We start from the raw sequence: 19,690 nt of genomic DNA on the forward strand, positions 1-19,690 counted from the left end.
AGCGGAGAGACGCCCAACGTTCGGCTTCCTCTCCGCAAAAAAATGGCATTATGTGTGAATAACTCGATGGCTCGCCGCTTTGCGCAATCGGTTCATGATCGCAAGCCCCACTCCGCTCTCGGGGAACACCTCAGCATAGATCACATCCGCATGCTCATGGTCGAACTGGCGGATCGCATCGTACAGCCCAGCGGCCACCGTCGCAAGCTCGCGGCGGCGACCGCAGGCGATGACGATCGCTCCCGGATACTCGTTCGCTCGCTCCTCGGTGGTCAGCACACCGACGCGATGCCCCGCTCGCTTCGCCTGCTCGACGCGCTCGGCGATCACCTCTTGATCGCGCTCTCCTGCGACCAGCCACATCTCCCCGCGCGGCGCATAGTGCGTATATTTCACCCCGGGCGACTTCGGCGTGCCGACGCCGCTGGCAAGCACCGGGTCGATCTGCACCTCGCCGAGCACCTCTGCGAGCATCTCGCGGGTCACGCCGCCCGGGCGCAAGATCATCGGCACCGGGCCGGACAGGTCGAGCACCGTCGATTCGACGCCCACGCCTGCCGCTCCGCCATCGACCACGCCCGCGATGCGCCCGCTCAGATCTTCCAGCACATGGGCGGCTGTCGTCGGGCTCGGACGTCCCGATCGGTTGGCGCTCGGCGCGGCCAGCGGCATGCCCGCCGCATCGATCAACTGCAGCGCGATCAGATGGTCGGGCATGCGAACGCCGACCGTATCGAGCCCTGCCGTCACCTCGCTCGGCACGCGATCGCTCACCGGCAACACGAGCGTCAGCGGCCCTGGCCAGAATCGCTCCATGCACCGCTTCGCCGCATCCGGCACCGCGCGCACCACCTTGTCCACATCTTCTCGCCTCGCGATGTGGACGATCAGCGGGTTGTCTGACGGCCTGCCTTTCGCCTGAAAGATCTTGCTCACCGCCGCCGCATCGAACGCGTTCGCCCCCAGCCCGTAGACCGTCTCCGTCGGAAACCCGACCACATCACCGCCCGCGAGCAATGCTGCCGCCTCCGCAAGTTCACTCTCTGTCGTTCCAAATCGTTTCGTCTCCATGTTCAACCGTCCCTGTTCGTTTTCGTGTGTCCTTAGTATAGCAAAACGACAGGGAAAAACATGAACAATTTTCGCAGAAAACTGCGGAACGTTTGTTCTTATTTATTCACACTATCCACAGCGCTGTGTGGATAACTTGTGGATGCAATTTTCTTGACCATCGCCACCGCCTCCTGCTGACTATACGCCAGGAAGTGTTGGCATTGGGCTACAGCCTGCGGGAGCTGCTCCTTGTCGATTGTGGAAAACCCGATGTGGATAAACAGTGGAGCCGTTGTGGATTGTGTGAGTAAATACAGCTCTTCCACATCGGTCGTCTCCACATAGGCGATGAACAGAGCGATCATCTCCGCCCCGATCTGCGCGCTCGTCATCCCGCGCTTGACGACGAGCGAGCGCAACAGCCCGTATCTCCCTTCCAGCACTTCCATGCCCACCGTGCCGATCACTCCCGCTTCCGCCTCCTCGATCAGCAAAAAGCTACCCACATGTTCCTCGACGCCCTCCGCGCTGACCAGAGCTTCCCGCAACAGCCGTTTGATCGTCGCTACATCTTCATGTCCCGCCTGTCGAATCGCCAACCTCATCTTTTTTCATCCCCTCTCCCGTTGCTCTACTCTATGAGCGAGGCGCGACAAATATGCTAGACTCTGTACCTCTTGTGGATGAAAAACTGGATAAAAAAACCCCTGTGCGTCATACCGCACAGGGGTTTCGGTCGATCTGTCCGCTCCAAAGCACCGAGGGGGATGCATGAGCCGGACCTTGCTGTCTTGCTGATCAATCAAACCAGCTGGCGATGCTTTCAAACAGGCTCGCGAACCACTCGACGATCGCGTCCCAAAAGGCGGAGCGAACTTGGACTTCCTGCTCGTCGCCCGAGCTGTCCACCACCATCGCGGTGGCGATCGGCGCCGTTTCCATATCCTGCGCCTGCACCGCATCGCCGTTGGCCATGTCGACAAAGCAGAGCGGCGGAAACAGCACGCACCACCAGTTTTGCCCTTGCGCCTCCCCGATCTGGATGCGGAGCGCTTCATAGTCGCCTGCCGGATACACTTCGCTCCCGTACATCTTCGTCGGGAACGGCACGAGGCCGAAGTCGGTCTGCGCCGCATAGGAGAAGCCGTTCTCGGCGATGACGCGCTCTGCCGTCTCCTGAAACTTCGGCAGGGCGGCGGCGATCTTCGCCTGCGCTTCCTCCGGCGACTTCGCACCTTCCACGACGGCTGCGACCACCTGGATCACCTCGTCGCGAACGAGGCGCTTAAGCTGCTGATCTTCCGGCTTGTCGCTGTTGGCGATGATGCGCAGCCGAATCGCATCCCCTGGGATCGATTGTGCAAGCGCTGCTTCCGCCAACACCTCATTGGAAACGACCTGCCCCTGCACAGGGATTGCTGTCATCCCGTACCCGACCAACATCACAGCGAAGATCAACGCCACGACCACGCGTCTGTTCATCCGCTTCACAGCTTCTCGCATCAAGGCCACCCGGTTCATCATCTTTCCATCCCCCTCGTCTGCTCTCTGCTACGAGTATGGACAGAAGATGTGCCGTTTATACCAATCGCGAGCGAAATCTAGCAAAAAATAAGAGATTAGCGTCTGCGCCTGCCCGAGCGCGCGATCAACAGCGCGATCAGATAGCAGACGGCCGCCCCGCTCCAGCCGATCAGCGGAGCCTTTTCGACCCATTCCTGCCCAAAATTGATGAACAGCGAGAACAGGATGCCGATGAAGATCAGCACCAACACCCAGACCTTCTTGCGACCCATCTTCCCTCAACCTCCTCGCTTGCCCCAGATCACGCGACCGATGCCTTGCCAGTCGGGCACGATGCCCGTGTGGCATTGTGATAGGCTGTCGCGAATCATCTGTTCGACCATCCGATCCTGATGGATGCCGACCTCAAACGCCACAAAAGCTGGGCCGCTTACCGGCAGCAGCTTGGGCAGCTCCCGACAGATCGCGCGATAGGGGTTCAGCCCGTCTTCCCCTCCGTCTAACGCGAGCCGCGGCTCATGGTCGCGCACTTCCACATCGAGGTCTGCACAATCTGTTGTCGGGATGTACGGCGGATTGGACACGATCAGGTCGGGTCGCAAGCCGCGCTCCAAGATCGGGGCGACCAGATCGCCCTGCAGAAACTCCACCCGCTCCGCCCCGAGATCGGCAGCGTTTCGCCTGGCGACCGCAAGCGCCGCCTCGGAGATGTCCACCGCGATCACCCGCGCATCCGGCCATTCGAGCGCGAGCGTCACCGCGATCGCCCCGCTGCCCGTCCCGATGTCCACGATCAGCGGGCTCTCCGCAAACGCCTCCCGCTCTTGCAGCACCCGTTCGATCAGCAGCTCCGTCTCCGGGCGCGGGATCAGCACCGCCTCCGACACGCGATACGGCCGTCCGTAAAACTCCTGCACCCCGGTCAGATGTTGGAGCGGCACCTGCTCACCCCGCCGCTGTACCAGCTCGGCAAACAGGTTGCTGCGATCTGGCGGGAACGGTTCGGCAAACCGCACCAGCATCTGGGTGCGGTCGATGTGCAGCACATGTTGCAACAGCGTTTCCGCATTGAACTGAGCGGAGCGGATTCCCCGGCTTTCAAAGAAACGGGAAGCCCGAAAGAGGGCTTCCCGAATCGTCTCTTGCTGTGGAGCAAACATCTTACTCTTCCTCGTTTTGCGCTTTCAGCGCATCGGTGCGCTCGACGGTGATCAGCGTGTTGATGATCTCGTCGAGGTCGCCGGCGAGGATAAAGTCCAACTTGTGGAGCGTCAGCCCGATGCGGTGGTCGGTCACGCGGGATTGCGGGAAGTTGTACGTGCGGATCCGCTCGGAGCGATCGCCGGTGCCGACAGCCGATTTGCGCGCCGAAGCGGCCGCTTCCTGCTGTTTTTTCAGCTCGATCTCAAACAGGCGTGCGCGGAGAACTTTCATGGCGCGCTCCTTGTTTTTGATCTGCGATTTCTCATCCTGACAGGAGACGGACACACCGGTCGGCACGTGCGTGATGCGAACGGCAGACTGCGTGGTGTTGACAGACTGGCCGCCCGGGCCGGACGAGCAGAACGTATCGATGCGCAGGTCTTTATCGTGAATCTCCACCTCGACATCTTCCGCCTCTGGCAGCACAGCGACCGTCGCCGTCGACGTGTGGATCCGCCCGCCCGATTCGGTGGACGGAATCCGTTGCACGCGGTGTGCGCCCGACTCGAACTTCAGCTTGGAATAAGCGCCTTTACCGATGATCTGGAACACGACCTCGCGGAAGCCGCCAAGCTCCGTATAGTTCGCCTCCACCGTCTCCGTCTTCCAGCCCTGACGCTCCGCATAGGCGGTATACATCTTAAACAGGTCGCCTGCGAACAGCGCCGCTTCGTCCCCGCCGGCCGCCCCGCGGATCTCGACGATGACGTTCTTCTCATCGAGCGGGTCTTTCGGCAGCAGCAGAACGGTCAGGCGGTCTTTCAAGTCCTCTTCGCGCTCTGACAGCTCGTCGATCTCCATCTTGACCAGATCGCGCATCTCGTCATCGAGCTTCTCGCCGAGCATGCTCTTCGCGTCCGCTAAGCCGGTGACCACCTCTTTGTACTCGCGAAACACGTGAACCGTGTCCTCAAGATCGGACTGTTCTTTCCCATATTCGCGAAGCTTCTTCGGATCGCTTGCGATCTCTGGATCGCAAAGCAGATCGCTCAGTTTGTTATAACGATCTTCAAGCGCTTGTAAGCGGTCGATCATCTTCAGTTTCACCTCTGTTTAGATTCTGTTCTCATCTATTTCGTCAGCTGTCCGAGAGCCGGGATTTCGCTTCAGACTCATCGGCCGGATCAACCGGCCATTTCCCCATGATTGAGGGTCTAGTATAACAGTCCAATTATAATAGAGAACGCCAACTTCGTCAAAATGGCAGCCGCTCATAAAACAGCCAACATTTGCAAATTGTAATGGGGAGCTGTCTCAATCGTTTCAATCGGGGAGGAGGGAACCACAAGATGATTCGCTTTCTGCAAAAAATCATAAAAAAGATTCACCATCGCCCTTCCGATGACACCCCATCCCATGCGATGCCCAACTTTTCGAAGGGGTCACTCGATTCGTACGAACAGAACATTCAGACCTTCCACAGAACGTTTGACGACTCGATCGACATCGTGATGCGCGAGCTGCCGCCTGGCATGATCACCGATTCGAAAGTGTTCGTCTCCTACATCGAACCGCTCTGCCCTGTCGAGCTGATCGATAGCGCCTTCTCCGCCATCTCCGCCTTGACGACCACACCGTCCAACCTGCGCCCCGACGAAGTGTCGGGAGCGCTGGATATCAAGGTGCTGGACAGCATGGAAGAAGCATCCCTCCTGCTGCTCTCCGGCTGGACGATCTTCTTCATCAAACGGTCAAATAAAACGTATGCGGTCAACACCTACCGCCCTCCGGTGCGCGGGATCGATCGCTCGGAGACGGAGAGCGTGATCTTGGGCCCGCAGGAGTCGTTTACCGAGTCGCTGCAAACTTCGCTCTCCATTTTGCGCCGCCGAATCAAATCACCTCATCTGAAAGTGAAGTTGCAGCAGGTCGGCAAATACTCACAAGCGTTTGCAGCGATCGCCTATCTGGACAACCTCGCGCAGAAGGAGTATGTCGACTCGGTGGTCGAACGCATGAGCAACATTGAAGTTGACAGCGTGTTCGACGGGGGCAACCTCGCGCAGATGCTCGACGACAATCCGTTTTCGCCGTTTCCGCAGTTTCACATGACGGAGCGCCCCGAGCGGATCACCTCACACCTGCTCGACGGCAAAGTGGCGATCTTTCTCGAAGGGTCGCCTTTCGGTCTGACCGGCCCCGCCTCCTTTATCGAGTTTTTTCAGACCAGTGAAGACTATTCGAACCGCTGGGTCTCCGCCTCGGTCATCCGGACGCTGCGCATCGTCGGGGTGGTGATCTCGATCTCCCTGTCCGCACTGTATGTGGCGGTCGTCACCTATCATTATCAGATGATCCCGAACGACATGGTGGTCTCGCTCACCGAGTCGAGAGCTCGCGTTCCCTTTCCACCTCTTTATGAAACGCTGCTGATGGAGGTTACGATCGAGCTCTTGCGGGAAGCGGGCGCGCGCTTGCCGACCAAGGTCGGCCAGACGATTGGCATCGTCGGCGGTATCGTTTTGGGACAGGCGGCCGTCTCCGCAGGATTTGCTTCGAACATCCTGATCATCTCCGTCGCGCTCTCGACGATCGCCTCCTTCATCACGCCTTCTTATATCATGTCGGGGGCCTTGCGCGCCCTGCGGTTTTATCTGATCCTGCTGGCAGGCTTTTTCGGACTGTACGGGCTGTTTATCGGCATTCTGATGATCGCCATCCATTTCTTGCACCTCTCTTCGCTCGGCACGCCCTACTTGACGCCGATGGTGCCGATCCGTCTGAGCGATTGGAAGGACACGTTCGTTCGTGCACCTTCCCCCTTTATGATCTTCAGACCGACCAACACCAGGCCGCGCGACACGAAGCGCCAGTCGTTTCAGGACCCGGCAACGCCGCATGCGATTCCAACCGATCAATCGGTCGATTCGGGGAAAGGAGACGAATCGTGAAAAAGGAGCCCGTCACAAGCGCCAAATTTTATGCACTCAACTCGATCGACTTCACGCAGACGATGTTTTTTGTCCAATCTGTGCAGATCGGAATCGCTCTGTTCAGCCTCCCCCGTCTCGTCTCCGAGGAGGCGGGCCACAGCGGTTGGATCGCCATCCTGATCGCCGGGTCGATCACCCAGCTGTCCGTCCTGATCCTATTCGTGCTCGCGCGGCGCTTTCAGGATCAGGATGTGTATGGGATCATCAATCGTCTGTTCGGCAGGTGGGTTGGCAATCTGCTCGGCTTCTGCTTTGCGCTCTACTGCATTTTGATCGCCGCCGACGTCTCGCGCAGCTACATTGAGGTCGTGCAGCAGTGGCTGTTCCCCGTCAGTTCGAAAGCGCTGTTCTTTTTACTCCTGCTCATGCCGATCACCTACTGTGCACTCGGGGGAGCGCGAGTGCTCGGACGCTTTGCGGTGCTCACCTTTTTTGCCACCGCCTGGATGGTCTTGTTCCTGATCGTTCCGCTGCAAGAAATTCACACCGACTATTACCAGCCAGTCTTCGAGTTCGAGTGGAGTGGGCTGATGCGGGCGACCTATAAAGTGTCCGCCTCGATGGTCGGCTTCGAGCTGATGCTTGCGATCTACCCGTTCATTCAAAACAAGAAAAAAGCGTTGCTCGCCACCTCGATCGGCATCTGGTCGACCACGCTGTTATACCTGGTCGTCGTGCTGATCGCCGTCGGCTTCTATTCGCAGGATCAGATCAAGAATATCGTCTCGCCCACCCTGACCCTGTTTAAGATCATCACGCTTCCTCTGGCGGAGCGCATCGAGCATTTTGGGATCTCGACCTGGTCGTTTCTGATCGTCAGCACCGCAGCCACTTATCTGTGGGCGGCCGGGCGCTTTGTGACACAGCTGAAACGATGGAACCCTGCGTTTTCCACGCTGATCTTCGTGCCCCTCCTGTTCTTGCTCGGCGTGTACCCGCGCGATATGCAGATGCTCACAAAATTTGAAGAGATCGGCGCGATGATCGGCTGTGTCGTCTCGCTGTTCTTTCCGCTCTTTTTGCTGCTGGTGGCGATTCTCTTTCGCAAGCGGGCGGAACGCCGTCAACAAGAGGAAGATTCGAAAGGGGTGGAAGCGTCATGAGGAATGCGACATCGCGACGATCTACACGGCTCTCCTTATTGCTCATCGCGTCTCTGCTGCTCACAGGCTGTGCCCAAAAAAACATCCTCGAAGACCTCGGGCTGATCACAGCAGCTGCGTACGATCTGGCAGAAGACAAGAAGCTGAAAGTCACGGTGACGATGCCCGAAACCTCGCAGGAGGCCACCGAGAAAGTGCAAGTCATCACGGCGAAGGGGGCCCTGTTCAAAGAGGCGACTAGCAACATTTCGCTCGCGACCGATCGCCAAGTCGTCTCCGGGCAGATGCGAACGGCGATCTTTTCGGAAAAGCTGGCGCGCGTCGGCCTCTGGCGCGCAGTCGACACGCTGCTGCGCGATGTGAACATCACCTCCTCGCTGATCCTCTGCATCTCCGACGGCGATGCGCGAGAAGTGCTCGCCACCAAATATCCGGAGCATCAGCGAGTGGGAAAATATATTTTCGAACTGCTGAGCAAAGAGGCAAAAACGTTTTCGATCCCCAAGACGACGCTGTACGGCTTCGCGCGCGAATACAACAGCAGCGGCACCGATCCGGTGATCCCCTACATCCGCCTGACTGGTGAACATTTGCTTGCCGCTGGCACGGCGCTCTTTCGCGATGATCGCTTCGTCGGGTCCTTGTCGCCTGAGGAGACCAAGATGTTCCTGATGCTCAAGGGATCTGGTAAAGGTGCCGATCTCAAGCAGACCTTGCACAACCTCGGCGGGGATGAGGGAGCGGCGCAAGTGCTCTTGACCTACGTGCTCTCCAAGCAATCGCATGAGGCGAGCATTCAGGATGGCAAACCGCAGATCGTCTTTGACATCAAGCTCTTCGGGCAAGTGATCGAGTACACGGGAACACAGTCGATCTCCAAGAAAGATGTGCTGGAGAAGATCGAACGAGAGGTTGAAAAAGGTCTCAAAAAGCGAATGGAAGACCTGATTCAGCAGTTGCAGCGAAAGTACAAATGCGATCCGATCGGCATCGGAGATCATCTCCGCGCGAAAGGACTGTACAAGCGGTGGAACCACGATATATGGCGCGAAGCCTACGCGCAGACGAAAATAAAAGTCAACCTCAAGCTCGACATCATCCGCACCGGCATCATCAAATAAAAGCGGAGCCGCATCGGGATGCGGCTCCGCTCCAACGTTTGCGATTACCGGCGAGGGATAGCCGGCATCGTGCTCGGACCGACTGGCGGAATCTGCTTTGCCAAGTCCATGAACTCCTCGTTGTACATCGAGAGCGAATGGCCGGCGCGAAGCTCATCTGCAATGCGCTGCACGCGGCGCGTCAACGCGCGGTCGGTGGTGATATGAACGCGCTCAAACACCGGAGCTTGCACGAGGATTCGCTGGCGAACCGTATCGACCAGATCTGCTTTTTGCGCCGGTCGAACGGTGCGCTCCAAGTTCATGCCCAGCACCACCGTCCGACCGACGACGATCGCACGGGAGTTGGCCACCCCATCGACAGAGGACGCCAGATCCTGAATGCGGTCGGCCGTCGATGTCGGATAGATGCCTTGCGACATGTCGGTGCTGCCTGGGTAGGTGAACGACCGCAGATCGACCGAAGGGTTGCTCACATCGTTGCGCCCGGAGAGGTGCTCTTTGTCACCATCGCCGTCCACGTCGATGTTTTTGTTATCGAAGCGCGGCATCTCCTGCTTCGCAGACTTCGGACCGATCTGAAGCGTGTTGGTTCCATAGCGCTGTTGATTTTGCGCTAGATCGTTGTTGGCCGAACATCCGGGGATCGTCACCGCAATCAGTGCGGCTGTGAGCCCGATGATCCACTTGCGCTGCATTTGCATCAAGGTCACCTCCTCGGGGTTGTGCTTATCTTGCCCGGAGCGGGCGACCCTGACACTGGAAACCAAAAGCAAACGACCCTTCGAAATGGAAGGGCCGCTCGCTGGTACGTATTAAGAGTGCGCGATGGCACGAAGCTTCATGGACTGACCTTTTGGCACCTGATGGCAATGGCGGCAACGAGCTTCATACGACTCGCACGCCCCGACCAGAATCACCGGGTCGTCATAGTGGGCAGGCTGACCGTCGATCAAGCGCTGGTTGCGCGTCGCAGGATCTGCACAGACGGAGCAGATCGCCTGAAGCTTGGTCACATACTCTGCGACCGCCATCAGAGTGGGCGTCGGGCCAAACGGCTCGCCGCGAAAATCGGTGTCGAGTCCGGCGACGATCACGCGCACGCCGCGATCGGCCATCTCTTGACAAAATGAGACCACATCATGGGATAAAAACTGCACTTCGTCGATCGCAATCACGGTGGTCGTCGCTTCGATCTTTGCTGCGATCTCCGCCACATCGGCAACCGCGACCGCGTCTACCTTGTTGCCTCCATGCGAGGCAACAGCTGTCAGATGATACCGATCATCGATCTTCGGCTTGAACACTTGGACCTGCTGACGAGCGATCTTCGCCCGCTTGATCCGCCGAATCAACTCTTCGCTCTTGCCAGAGAACATGCTGCCACAGATCACTTCGATCCAACCCTGCTGCTTCGAAAAATACAACACGATCTCTCCCTAACCTGTTGTTCGTTCCAAACTTGCCGCTTTCATGCTATCGATTCTATAGACTACTGCTTCTACAAAAACTGCCCGCTTCCTGTTCGCAGCAGCGATGATTTTAGACAATAAAAAAGACAGGGCCCTACGCCCTGCCTTTTCATACATTTCAGATCGCGGCTTACAGGTTGTATTTCTTCTTGAACTTGTCGACGCGACCGCCGGCATCTACGAACTTTTGCTTACCAGTATAGAACGGGTGGCACTGCGAGCAAACGTCGACCTTCAGGTTTTCCTTGGTGGAACCCAGCTCGAACTTGTTGCCGCAAGCGCAGGAAGCGGTAGTAACGTAGTACTTCGGATGAAGATTAGCTTTCATTTCTTGTCACCTCTTTCCTGGCCATAGATTTTGCCATGGCCCTTTGTTCATACACACTGAAAGCTAGTATACCACAGACCGTTTTTTGATCGCAAGAATTTCATCCCCGCGACAAAAGACTGACAATTTACCAAAACGACCATCTCTCCGCTGCCGTCCCCCATCTGCAGCTTGCACCCTCTGCGTGAGAAAAAACGGGTAGACGCCTGCCGCTCTGGCGCATCATGCCTCAACGATTCTGCTTTTCTCTATCTCTCGCCTCGATGAGTTTATGAAGCGCATCCGTTATCGAATCTACGCGCTGAGCAGAAGCTCTTGTCGCCTTCCTGATTTGCATGATCGCAGCCACCACCAGAACGACCAGCGCCAAAGCGATCAAAATGGGCAGCAGGCCCGCCCACCCGATGTTTTCGATCATATCACCCCTCCTCGCTCAACACCGCCTTACAAACGTAAAATTCAGCAGAATATTACTGAAAAGTATAAGATAGGAAGTTCATTTCTGCAATACCACCTTACATTTTTATTATCCTGATCAAGAATTTTGAAAATACTTTTGAACTGTGAAGAGGTAAACCATCCGCCGCGCGAAACTACGCAAAATTGTCTATTGTTTGAAATATCCAACTAAAATCCACATAGATAATGTTAGAACACTTTACAAACTTCAAAATACGGTGTACTTTAAACATGAGGGTAACATCCGTAATTATTGACTTAATTATAGCGCGGGGTAAATCATAACTAAAATTAATCGTTTAGGAGGGTTGAATTTGATTTCTTTAGGCCAGAAAATACGTGAGCTTCGCATGCAGAAAGGACTCACTCAACAAGAGCTGGGCTCAGGAATTGTCACCATCTCGATGATCTCACAGATCGAATCGGATAAGGCGTACCCTTCCCACAAAGTCCTTGAACAGATCGCCGAACGCTTGGAGACCCCGATCGAATATTTTATTGCTGACATGCAGACACAGATGGAGCAGTCGAGCACCTATAAGCTGGCAAAAGCTTATCTCGCTGCGAATAACTTTTCACAGGCGATCCCGCTGTTTCGCGAGCTGATCGGCAACCCTGCACCACACCTGCCCGTACACGAAGTGCAGTTTGACCTCGCCGAAGCATTTCTGATCTGTGGCGACATCGAGAAGTCGATCGAGATGTTTGAACAGGTGCTCGACACGGTGATTCGCAAAAATGATGACCACACCGCCTTGCTCTGCTTAAACAAGCTCGGCGAGGCGAGGTATTCGCAAGAGAACTTCCCGCTCGCCCTCTACCACTGGCGCAAAGCGTATGAAACGTTTTCCCGGCTCAAGGAGATCGACCCCTACACGCGAGCCAAGATCGTCACCAACCTCGCACACGCGCATCATCAGCTCGGCGAGTTTGAAGATTCGATTCGCTTTTATCGCGAGGCGTACAACCTGCTGCGCGGCTCGACCAACCTGCGCCAATTGGCGGACGTCTATCTCGGCTTGGGCGTCTCCTACAAAAAGCTGCGCGACTTCTCCCGGGCGATCGACTACTGTCACGACGCGCTGACCATCTATGAAAGCTTGCAAAACATCAGACAGGCGATCGACGTCAAGGCGAACTTCGCGCTGGTCGAGGCGGAACAGGGCAAGGTCGAAAAGGCGATCGGGCTCCTGCATGAGTGCCTCGCCGAATACCGCAAGCTGGAGATCCCAAGCGACGATGCCAAAATTCATGGCGAGATCGCCAAGCTGTATGTCAGAGAGGGCAAACTGCAACAGGCGGAAGCTTTCTGCCAAGAATCGCTGTTCCTGCTCCCTGACGGCGTGAGCAACCTCTCGACGATCTACCATGCGCTCGCTGTCGTCAAGCGTGAACAGGGTGACAACCAGACGGCGATCATGTGGTTTGAAAAGACGATCGAGATCTTGCTAGATACGGAAAACCTGCGCGAGCTTCGCTTCGTCTACCAGGAGCTGGCCGACCTGTATGAAGCGATGGGCGACTATGTGAGCGCGACCGAAACGCTGCGCCGCATGCAGCTGGTCCTCGATGAAACGCTGCGCAAGATCGGCATCATGGTTTGATCGTTTGATTGACTTAAAACACCCTTATCTAATTGGATAAGGGTGTTTTATTTCTGTAATTTAATGATATCAATTATTGTGTAGTATTTTGTTACAAATTGTAGATAATTATATATCCAATTTCACCGGGAATCGGTTGTATTTGTAACTTTTTTCTGTATAATAGTTTATAGCGCAGATAGCAACACGATTACCAGCACTTAACTAATCAAAAAGCCCCAACAACCGATTTAACTAACTTCGCTGCACCATGAATCCACTTTCTCGGGAGGCACAGCACATGAAAAAGAAGATCGGCATGTTATTACTTTCCGCATTTGCGGTCGTCACAGTTCTCACAGCACCGCAAGGGAAGGCAGAAGCTTGGTGGACCGACCACGGTCCGAACCATCGCACAGCACCTCAATCGATGGAGCTCTTGGATTGGTGGACCGATTTTGGTCCGAACATCTCCCAGCCTGACGTTGAACCGGGCACTGAGATCATCGAAGAGCCCACCCCCGTTGCAGACATCCTTGAACCAGCTCCAGATAATACTCTCGCTTGGTGGACCGATCACGGACCCAACCACTAAGATCCTGTAGATGCTGCAAACAAACAAAGCCCTGACCGGATGGTCAGGGCTTTTTGATCTGCTTGCGGAATTCGGATGGCGGAACGTGCGTGTAGGAGCCGATCACCGTGTCGGGGCACTCGCTCTTGAAGATCTCAAGCATCGTCTTCATGCCGAGCAGCTCGCCTTTCGCCTTGGGAATCGTGCTCAAATACAGCTCTGGGTCGATGTTCAAGTTGCGCATCTGAATCAGTTTGACCTGGTTCCGGTTGATAAAATCGACCATCGCCTCGATCTCCTCTTCACGGTCGGTGACGCCCGGGAAGATCAGGTAGTTGATCGAGGTGTAGACGCCATGATCTGCCGCATATTTTAGCGAGCGTCCCACATCCTCCACCCCGTACAGGCGCGGGCGATAATAAGCGTTGTAGTGATCGTCGAGCGCCGAGATCGTCGAGACGCGCATCAGGTCGAGGCCCGCATCGGTGATCTTCTCGATCATCTGGGTCAGTCCCGCGTTGGTGTTGATGTTGATAAAGCCGCGATCTGTCTTCTCCCGCACGCGGCGGATCGCCTCGGCGATGTCCACACCGCGGGTCGAGGGTTCCCCTTCACAGCCTTGGCCGAACGAGATGATGCTGTCCGCCGATGCTTCCAGATGGTGCAGCATCAGCTCCACCATCTCCTCCACCGTCGGCTTGAAGTTCATCCGCACCTGCGGGGAGGGAAACGGCGAGTCATCCGGCTGTTCGGAGATGCAGCCGACACAGCCCGCATTGCAGGTGGAGGAGACGGGCAGCGCCCCTTCCCACCGCTCAAGAAAGGTGTTCCGCGAGGTCAGGCACCCGTAGACGAGCGCACAGTTGCTCAGGTGTTGCCAGATGCGGTTGTCCGGATAGAGCCCGGTGATCTCCCGCACTTTCGATTCGACCTGCTCATCTGGGAAGATCGTCGGGTTCCAGCGGTACGGATCGTCTGTCGCGTCTGCCGCCACATAGAAGCCGTCCTCTTTCCAGACGACCGCCGTGTATCCGAACAGCGGAAACGGCTCCGCGTCCTCTCGCTTGCCATAGCCTGGCAGCAGCAGTCGAGTAAAGCCTTGCGGAAGCAGCGCGCCGACCGCGCTGTACTCGCCTGGCAAGGAGATCGTCTTGCCCGTCTCAGGATCGAAGCCGAGCGCCCGGGTGCCTGGCAGCGAGACGAGCGTTGCCCCCTCTGGCAGCCGAATCAGCTCTTCTTCGTAAATATCTGTTAAAAACTCCCCGTTGCGGCCGAGCGCCAGCAGATCGGGGTGATCGTAGATCTGTCCTTTATTATCGGCGTACACGAGATGCATGCTCTTCTTCTTCCTCCCTACGAGTATCTGTCTTATGATAACACAAAAAGGGACGGATTAACGTCCATCCGTCCCTTTTGCATCCTCTTTGTTCAACTGCTTCGCCTCTTTGGCACCTTCGATCGTGGCGAGGAATTCGTCGTTCGACTTGGTCTTCTTCAGCGTCTTCAAGAAGAGGTCGGTAAAGTCCGGATTGTCGCTCATCGACTTGCGCATCGACCAGATTTTGTCCAGATGCTCTTGCGCGACCAGCAACTCTTCTCTTCGCGTGCCCGACTTGCGAATGTCGATCGCCGGGAAGATGCGCTTCTCCGCAAGGCGGCGGTCAAGCTGCAGTTCCATGTTGCCCGTGCCTTTAAACTCCTCATAGATCACATCATCCATCCGCGAGCCCGTATCGACGAGCGCAGTTGCCAAGATCGTCAGCGAACCGCCCTCTTCAATGTTCCGCGCCGCTCCGAAGAACCGCTTCGGACGGTGCAGAGCTGCCGGATCGATCCCGCCGGACAGCGTGCGGCCAGAAGGTGGAATCACCAGGTTATAGGCGCGGGCGAGTCGGGTGATCGAATCCATCAGGATGACCACATCCTTGCCGTGCTCCACCAGTCGCATCGCCCGCTCCAACACCAGCTCCGACACTTTGATGTGGTTCTCTGGCAACTCGTCAAACGTCGAAGCGATCACTTCCGCATTGACGGAGCGCTGCATGTCGGTGACCTCTTCCGGTCGCTCGTCGATCAGGAGGACGAGCAGTTCCACATCTGGATGGTTGGCGGTGATGCTGTTGGCGATCTCTTTGAGCAACAGGGTCTTCCCAGCCTTCGGAGGAGCGACGATCAGTCCGCGCTGACCAAAGCCAACCGGGGTGAGCAGGTCGATGATGCGGGTGGAGTAGTTTGTGGAGGAAGTTTCCATCGTGAACTTGCGAACAGGAAACAGCGGCGTAAGCGCAGGAAAGTGGATGCGTTCCGCCGCCACATCTGGCGAAACGCCGTTGACCGCTTCGACTTGCAACAGGCCGAAGTATCGCTCGTTCTCCTTCGGCTTGCGCACTTTTCCGGAGACGCGATCGCCTGTGCGCAGATCGAAACGGCGAATTTGCGAGGCGGCCACATAGATGTCTTCCGAAGATGGGCTGTAGCCGACAGGGCGCAGGAACCCGTACCCGTCCTGCATGATGTCCAACACGCCCTCCGCAAACATAAAGCCTTCAACTTCCGCTTGCGCTCGCAGAAGCGAGAAGATCAGTTCTCGCTTCTTGAGCGTTCCATAATAAGGGATCTCAAACTGTTTGGCCAATTTATACAGTTCGGTAAGCTTCATCAGTTCCAATTCTGCGATAGTATGCAAGGAACGTTCACCTACAATCGATATGATGATTGCAACACATTAAAGCATTATACCATACTAACCGCCTTCTTCCCACTTTATGCAGGACTAGGGCGGAAGCACTAGCAATGCTTCGATGTGCGCCGTTTACACCATGACGAGATGCGGCTTTTGATCGAGCTTGTGCCTCGCTTCGACAAAGCGGACGGTGCCGGTGCGCGCGCGCATGACCAGCGAGTGCGAGGTGGCGAGGTTGTGGCCGAGGAAGCGCACCCCTTTGAGCAGTTCGCCGTCGGTGACGCCGGTAGCAGCGAAGATCGCATCATCCCCTCTGACCAGATCTTCGAGCATCAGAATCCGGCTGTGATCGGTGATGCCCATCCCGGCGCAGCGTTCGATCTCCGCATCAGACTCTGGCTTCAGGCGGCCTTGCATCTCCCCGCCCATGCACTTGAGCGCCGCTGCGGCGAGCACGCCTTCCGGAGCGCCGCCCGTTCCGAACATGATGTCCACGCCCGTCTCTTCAAAACAGGTGTTGATCGCAGCAGCCACATCGCCATCGGAGATCAGCTTGATGCGCGCGCCAGCTGAGCGGATCTGCTCGATCAGCTCTTGGTGGCGCGGGCGGTCGAGCAGGATCGCCACGACGTCGGAGATGTGCTTGCCAGACGCCTTTGCCACCGCCTCCAAGTTCTCCTTGACGGTCGCATCGAGGTGCACCTTGCCTTTGGCGCGCGGCCCTACGGCGAGCTTTTCCATGTACATGTCCGGCGCGTGCAGCAGCGAGCCGTGCGGCGCGACGGCGACGACGGTCAGACCGTTCCAGAGCCCCTTGGCGACGATGTTGGTCCCCTCCAGCGGATCGACCGCCACGTCGAGCTTCTGGCCATCGCCAGTGCCGAGCTTCTCCCCGATGTACAGCATCGGCGCTTCATCCATCTCACCTTCGCCGATGACGACAGTGCCCTCCATGTTGACCGAGTCGAACATCGCCCGCATCGCCGTGGTGGCTGCGTTGTCCGCCTCGTTTTTCTTGCCGGTGCCCATCCAGCGCGCCGATGCCAAAGCTGCAACTTCGGTGACGCGCACAATCTCCATCGCTAATTCGCGTTCCATGTTGATAGTAACCCCTTCCGTCCTAAAACTCGCTTATATTATATCACAATGGCTGGATTGTGTTATACTGCTTTCTTTTGAAGGAACCTTGCTATCTTTGTCGAATTTTGTACCATTCATGCACTGACAGACCGGATTGTTAGAAAATCGCCCGCATTCTCCCGCTCGCTCCATCGTTTTGTCTGTTGCGGTCGACATCGGTCCGATCGGAAAGGAGGTCGCATCCATGCGACGACGCACACGTTTTCTGAAGCTGTACTCGGCGATGCTCACGCTGCTCGCCACCTTGATCGTGCTCGCCGTGGTGATGCGCCCCCAGGATGGCTGGCTCCCGCAGATCGCGCAGCAGTACACGCTCTACTTTGGCGAGCGGTCGCTCAACCTCCATCCGCTCGCCCCGCCGACGCCGACCGAGCCGACCTATCGGATCAAAGCGACCTATGAGGAAGAGAGCGGCACGATCACCGGGGAGATGAGTCTGACCGTGCCCGCGCTTCGCTTGGACGGGCTTCCGCTCTACCTCTATGTTCCGATGCAAATTCGCGATGTCAAATTGAACGGACAGGATGTTGCTGTCGAGATGACCGAGCAGGAGCTTTGGATCAAAGCTGCCAAAAGTGAATCGCCACAGACGGTGACGCTTTCGTTTGTGACCAAGCTGCCGCAATCGCCCGCCCGCACCGGCACGTGGCAAGGGGTGGCGACCGTCTCCTACTGGTACCCGATCGTCGGCGTGGAGCGCGACGGGGAGTGGATGCACCGCCCCGATTCGCTCGGCTTTGGCGATCCCTATCTGATGGATCTGGGCAACTATCAGGTCGAATGGCAAAGCACTGCTGCGAGCAGATGGTACTCCTCTGGCGTACTGGTCGAAGAGAAGAAGTTGGAGAACGGCAAGAAGCTGATGAAATATACGGCTGAGAAGGTGCGCAATTTTGCCCTGGTCGGCGGCGCTGGCTTCCATGAGACATCCTACAAGACGGAAAAAGGGATGAAGGTGACCGTCGCGACGGTGGCGGAGAGCGACCTGCCGCGGACGCTCGCGCTCACCCGCTCCGCTGTCCAGACCTATTCGGAGAAGATCGGCACCAACCCCTACCCGACGCTCAGCGTGCTGGAGCTCCCCAAGGGGACGATCTACGCCCATGAGCTGCCCAACCTCGCCCTGTTTGCCCAGGATCTGTGGAGCTATGACGATCCTGAGCATTGGGTGGTGCACGAGATCGCCCACGCGTGGTTCTATAACGCGGTCGGCAACTATGAGGTGGAGACTCCGTGGCTTGACGAGGGGCTGGCCGACTATGCCGCCTTGCTCGACAAAGAGCGGCGCGTCGGGGTGTCCGCCTATCAGGAACACATTCAGGATGCGTGGTCGCGATTCGCTCAAAACTACACGTACTCCCCCTATCGCTTCGGCACATCCAACCGGGTGAAGACGGGCAAGTCTGCTGTGCCGTACGGAACGTATCACACCTCACAGGCGCATTACTACTACACCTACCAGCGCCTCGTGCTGATGTATCACGACCTGCGGCGTCAGATGGGAGACGATCGCTTCTTCAAGTTCCTGCAACAGTATTACCTGAAGAACGCGGGCACCACGGCGACGCGAGCCGATCTGGAGCAAGCGCTGGCCGACATCGACCCGCAGGCGGTCGAGCTGTTGAAGCTGTGGCTGGACACGCCAAACGACGAGCTGATCCCGCAGGTGTCGGGCAGGTTTTCCTAGCGGGCGCGTCGAACTTGCGATCAGGATCTATTTTCCAATTCCTTGCCATCCACCACACCTTTTCTCTGGGGAGGACACTTCTTTGAACACACAAGCTTTTTTACAAGCGAGCGCTGCGGGCGATCTCGATGCTTTGCAGCAACTGCTGGCAGCCGAGCCTGCGCTGCTAGAGGTGCGCGTTGCGACTGGGCAGTCGCCCGTCTTGGCCGCCATCTATCATGGCAAACCACAGGTGGTCGCCTATCTGCTGGAACAGGGGATCGAGCTCGACGTGTTCGAAGCGTCAGCAGTCGGTAAGCTGGAACGGGTGCAGGAGCTCGTCGCAAGCGATTTGCAACTGGCGTCCGCCTTTGGCAGCGACGGCTTCACCCCGCTCGGGCTGGCCGCTTTTCTCGGCCATCACGCGGTCGTCGCCTATCTGCTGGAACAGGGTGCCGATGCGAATGTCGCCTCGAAAAATGCATTTCGCGTCATGCCACTCCACTCGGCGGTCGCCAACCGTCACCTCGCGATCGCTAAGCTGCTGCTCGCCCGCGGGGCGGAGGTGAACGCCAAGCAGGAAGGTGGCTTTACACCGCTCCACGAAGCGGCGCTGCAAGGCAACGTCGAGATGATCCAGCTCTTGCTCGCCCACGGGGCCGACGTGACCGCGCAGAAAGAGGATGGCGAAACGCCGCTCGATACGGCGAAGAGCAAACAGCAGGAGCACGTTTTGCACCTGCTCGGTTGATCGTGGCAGATTGTCACGGCGATGATCGAACAGGTTGCATCAAGTGAACATGCAGGCATAGAAAAGGGGCACTCAGGCCGATCCTGAGTGCCCCTTT

The 19,690-nt window shown here is 57.1% G+C and carries 20 protein-coding genes; 7 read left to right on the forward strand and 13 right to left on the reverse strand.

What is annotated here, in order from left to right:
• Nucleotides 1-48: 48 nt before the first annotated feature.
• The 6 genes from ACFSOY_RS09420 to prfA all read right to left on the reverse strand — a co-directional run bounded on the left by ACFSOY_RS09420 (nucleotide 49) and on the right by prfA (nucleotide 4,815).
• Nucleotides 49-1,071, reverse strand: coding sequence for an L-threonylcarbamoyladenylate synthase (locus tag ACFSOY_RS09420; protein ID WP_386045963.1), 1,023 nt, complete (start codon nucleotides 1,069-1,071; stop codon nucleotides 49-51).
• Between the two features lie 98 nt (nucleotides 1,072-1,169).
• The gene (locus ACFSOY_RS09425) at nucleotides 1,170-1,658 is read right to left on the reverse strand and encodes a GNAT family N-acetyltransferase (RefSeq protein WP_386045965.1); all 489 of its coding nucleotides are present in this window, start codon (nucleotides 1,656-1,658) and stop codon (nucleotides 1,170-1,172) included.
• A 193-nt stretch (nucleotides 1,659-1,851) separates the two neighbouring features.
• Entirely contained in the window at nucleotides 1,852-2,577 is a 726-nt protein-coding gene (gene spoIIR / locus ACFSOY_RS09430; RefSeq protein WP_386045967.1) for a stage II sporulation protein R, read from the reverse strand.
• 95 nt (nucleotides 2,578-2,672) lie between these two features.
• A complete protein-coding gene (locus ACFSOY_RS09435; protein WP_386045969.1) occupies nucleotides 2,673-2,849 on the reverse strand; it encodes a hypothetical protein in 177 nt (58 codons plus the stop codon).
• A 6-nt stretch (nucleotides 2,850-2,855) separates the two neighbouring features.
• A complete protein-coding gene (prmC, locus tag ACFSOY_RS09440) occupies nucleotides 2,856-3,737 on the reverse strand; it encodes a peptide chain release factor N(5)-glutamine methyltransferase (RefSeq protein ID WP_386045971.1) in 882 nt (293 codons plus the stop codon).
• A gap of 1 nt (nucleotide 3,738) precedes the next feature.
• Nucleotides 3,739-4,815, reverse strand: a complete 1,077-nt coding sequence (gene prfA / locus ACFSOY_RS09445) for a peptide chain release factor 1 (RefSeq protein WP_386045973.1) — start codon at nucleotides 4,813-4,815, stop codon at nucleotides 3,739-3,741.
• Nucleotides 4,816-5,069: 254 nt separating this feature from the next.
• Between prfA and ACFSOY_RS09450 the strand changes: the two genes are divergently transcribed.
• The 3 genes from ACFSOY_RS09450 to ACFSOY_RS09460 are packed head-to-tail and all read left to right on the forward strand — an operon-like array spanning nucleotide 5,070 to nucleotide 8,937.
• The gene (locus ACFSOY_RS09450; RefSeq protein WP_386045975.1) at nucleotides 5,070-6,671 is read left to right on the forward strand and encodes a spore germination protein; all 1,602 of its coding nucleotides are present in this window, start codon (nucleotides 5,070-5,072) and stop codon (nucleotides 6,669-6,671) included.
• Nucleotides 6,668-7,816 carry a GerAB/ArcD/ProY family transporter gene (locus ACFSOY_RS09455; protein WP_386045976.1) on the forward strand — a complete coding sequence of 383 codons (1,149 nt, stop codon included), beginning with the start codon at nucleotides 6,668-6,670 and terminating at the stop codon, nucleotides 7,814-7,816. The genes ACFSOY_RS09450 and ACFSOY_RS09455 overlap by 4 nt, the downstream gene beginning before the upstream one ends.
• Nucleotides 7,813-8,937, forward strand: coding sequence for a Ger(x)C family spore germination protein (locus ACFSOY_RS09460; RefSeq protein ID WP_386045978.1), 1,125 nt, complete (start codon nucleotides 7,813-7,815; stop codon nucleotides 8,935-8,937). The genes ACFSOY_RS09455 and ACFSOY_RS09460 overlap by 4 nt, the downstream gene beginning before the upstream one ends.
• 44 nt (nucleotides 8,938-8,981) lie before the next feature.
• Here ACFSOY_RS09460 and ACFSOY_RS09465 read toward each other — a convergent pair whose 3' ends face one another.
• The 4 genes from ACFSOY_RS09465 to ACFSOY_RS09480 all read right to left on the reverse strand — a co-directional run bounded on the left by ACFSOY_RS09465 (nucleotide 8,982) and on the right by ACFSOY_RS09480 (nucleotide 11,155).
• Complete coding sequence (locus tag ACFSOY_RS09465; RefSeq protein WP_386045980.1) at nucleotides 8,982-9,641, reverse strand: YhcN/YlaJ family sporulation lipoprotein; 660 nt, start codon at nucleotides 9,639-9,641, stop codon at nucleotides 8,982-8,984.
• 111 nt (nucleotides 9,642-9,752) lie between these two features.
• Entirely contained in the window at nucleotides 9,753-10,316 is a 564-nt protein-coding gene (locus ACFSOY_RS09470; protein WP_386046799.1) for a thymidine kinase, read from the reverse strand.
• 223 nt (nucleotides 10,317-10,539) lie between these two features.
• A complete protein-coding gene (gene rpmE, locus ACFSOY_RS09475) occupies nucleotides 10,540-10,737 on the reverse strand; it encodes a 50S ribosomal protein L31 (RefSeq protein WP_386045982.1) in 198 nt (65 codons plus the stop codon).
• Between the two features lie 229 nt (nucleotides 10,738-10,966).
• Nucleotides 10,967-11,155 carry a hypothetical protein gene (locus ACFSOY_RS09480; protein ID WP_386045984.1) on the reverse strand — a complete coding sequence of 63 codons (189 nt, stop codon included), beginning with the start codon at nucleotides 11,153-11,155 and terminating at the stop codon, nucleotides 10,967-10,969.
• A gap of 355 nt (nucleotides 11,156-11,510) precedes the next feature.
• On the opposite strand from ACFSOY_RS09480, the gene ACFSOY_RS09485 reads away from it, so the two are divergent.
• On the forward strand, nucleotides 11,511-12,800 hold the full coding sequence (locus ACFSOY_RS09485) for a tetratricopeptide repeat protein (protein ID WP_386045986.1): 1,290 nt from the start codon (nucleotides 11,511-11,513) through the stop codon (nucleotides 12,798-12,800).
• A 280-nt stretch (nucleotides 12,801-13,080) separates the two neighbouring features.
• Nucleotides 13,081-13,374 carry a hypothetical protein gene (locus tag ACFSOY_RS09490; RefSeq protein WP_386045988.1) on the forward strand — a complete coding sequence of 98 codons (294 nt, stop codon included), beginning with the start codon at nucleotides 13,081-13,083 and terminating at the stop codon, nucleotides 13,372-13,374.
• Between the two features lie 43 nt (nucleotides 13,375-13,417).
• On the opposite strand, the gene ACFSOY_RS09495 is transcribed toward ACFSOY_RS09490, so the two are convergent.
• The 3 genes from ACFSOY_RS09495 to glpX form a co-directional block, all read right to left on the reverse strand.
• Entirely contained in the window at nucleotides 13,418-14,689 is a 1,272-nt protein-coding gene (locus ACFSOY_RS09495) for a radical SAM family protein (RefSeq protein ID WP_386045990.1), read from the reverse strand.
• Nucleotides 14,690-14,746: 57 nt separating this feature from the next.
• Nucleotides 14,747-16,039 carry a transcription termination factor Rho gene (rho, locus tag ACFSOY_RS09500; protein WP_386045992.1) on the reverse strand — a complete coding sequence of 431 codons (1,293 nt, stop codon included), beginning with the start codon at nucleotides 16,037-16,039 and terminating at the stop codon, nucleotides 14,747-14,749.
• A gap of 126 nt (nucleotides 16,040-16,165) precedes the next feature.
• On the reverse strand, nucleotides 16,166-17,134 hold the full coding sequence (glpX, locus tag ACFSOY_RS09505; protein WP_386045994.1) for a class II fructose-bisphosphatase: 969 nt from the start codon (nucleotides 17,132-17,134) through the stop codon (nucleotides 16,166-16,168).
• A 226-nt stretch (nucleotides 17,135-17,360) separates the two neighbouring features.
• Here glpX and ACFSOY_RS09510 point away from each other — a divergent pair, with 226 nt between their 5' ends.
• Both ACFSOY_RS09510 and ACFSOY_RS09515 read left to right on the forward strand, forming a co-directional pair.
• A complete protein-coding gene (locus tag ACFSOY_RS09510) occupies nucleotides 17,361-18,863 on the forward strand; it encodes a M1 family aminopeptidase (RefSeq protein ID WP_386045996.1) in 1,503 nt (500 codons plus the stop codon).
• An 82-nt stretch (nucleotides 18,864-18,945) separates the two neighbouring features.
• On the forward strand, nucleotides 18,946-19,593 hold the full coding sequence (locus ACFSOY_RS09515) for an ankyrin repeat domain-containing protein (protein ID WP_386045997.1): 648 nt from the start codon (nucleotides 18,946-18,948) through the stop codon (nucleotides 19,591-19,593).
• Nucleotides 19,594-19,690: the final 97 nt, after the last annotated feature.

This window comes from Tumebacillus lipolyticus (genome assembly GCF_042682745.1).
GTDB classification, from domain to species: domain Bacteria; phylum Bacillota; class Bacilli; order Tumebacillales; family Tumebacillaceae; genus Tumebacillus_A; species Tumebacillus_A lipolyticus.

Bases quoted from the DNA above. Each gene is read 5' to 3' on its own strand.
- ACFSOY_RS09435 (WP_386045969.1), bottom strand. From the start codon at position 2,849: ATGGGTCGCAAGAAGGTCTGGGTGTTGGTGCTGATCTTCATCGGCATC.
- ACFSOY_RS09420 (WP_386045963.1), bottom strand. From the start codon at position 1,071: ATGGAGACGAAACGATTTGGAACGACAGAGAGTGAACTTGCGGAGGCG.
- rpmE (WP_386045982.1), bottom strand. From the start codon at position 10,737: ATGAAAGCTAATCTTCATCCGAAGTACTACGTTACTACCGCTTCCTGC.
- prfA (WP_386045973.1), bottom strand. From the start codon at position 4,815: ATGATCGACCGCTTACAAGCGCTTGAAGATCGTTATAACAAACTGAGC.
- ACFSOY_RS09425 (WP_386045965.1), bottom strand. From the start codon at position 1,658: ATGAGGTTGGCGATTCGACAGGCGGGACATGAAGATGTAGCGACGATC.
- ACFSOY_RS09470 (WP_386046799.1), bottom strand. From the start codon at position 10,316: ATGTTCTCTGGCAAGAGCGAAGAGTTGATTCGGCGGATCAAGCGGGCG.
- ACFSOY_RS09450 (WP_386045975.1), top strand. From the start codon at position 5,070: ATGATTCGCTTTCTGCAAAAAATCATAAAAAAGATTCACCATCGCCCT.
- ACFSOY_RS09480 (WP_386045984.1), bottom strand. From the start codon at position 11,155: ATGATCGAAAACATCGGGTGGGCGGGCCTGCTGCCCATTTTGATCGCT.
- ACFSOY_RS09490 (WP_386045988.1), top strand. From the start codon at position 13,081: ATGAAAAAGAAGATCGGCATGTTATTACTTTCCGCATTTGCGGTCGTC.
- ACFSOY_RS09510 (WP_386045996.1), top strand. From the start codon at position 17,361: ATGCGACGACGCACACGTTTTCTGAAGCTGTACTCGGCGATGCTCACG.
- ACFSOY_RS09460 (WP_386045978.1), top strand. From the start codon at position 7,813: ATGAGGAATGCGACATCGCGACGATCTACACGGCTCTCCTTATTGCTC.
- ACFSOY_RS09495 (WP_386045990.1), bottom strand. From the start codon at position 14,689: ATGCATCTCGTGTACGCCGATAATAAAGGACAGATCTACGATCACCCC.
- prmC (WP_386045971.1), bottom strand. From the start codon at position 3,737: ATGTTTGCTCCACAGCAAGAGACGATTCGGGAAGCCCTCTTTCGGGCT.
- ACFSOY_RS09465 (WP_386045980.1), bottom strand. From the start codon at position 9,641: ATGCAAATGCAGCGCAAGTGGATCATCGGGCTCACAGCCGCACTGATT.
- glpX (WP_386045994.1), bottom strand. From the start codon at position 17,134: ATGGAACGCGAATTAGCGATGGAGATTGTGCGCGTCACCGAAGTTGCA.
- spoIIR (WP_386045967.1), bottom strand. From the start codon at position 2,577: ATGATGAACCGGGTGGCCTTGATGCGAGAAGCTGTGAAGCGGATGAAC.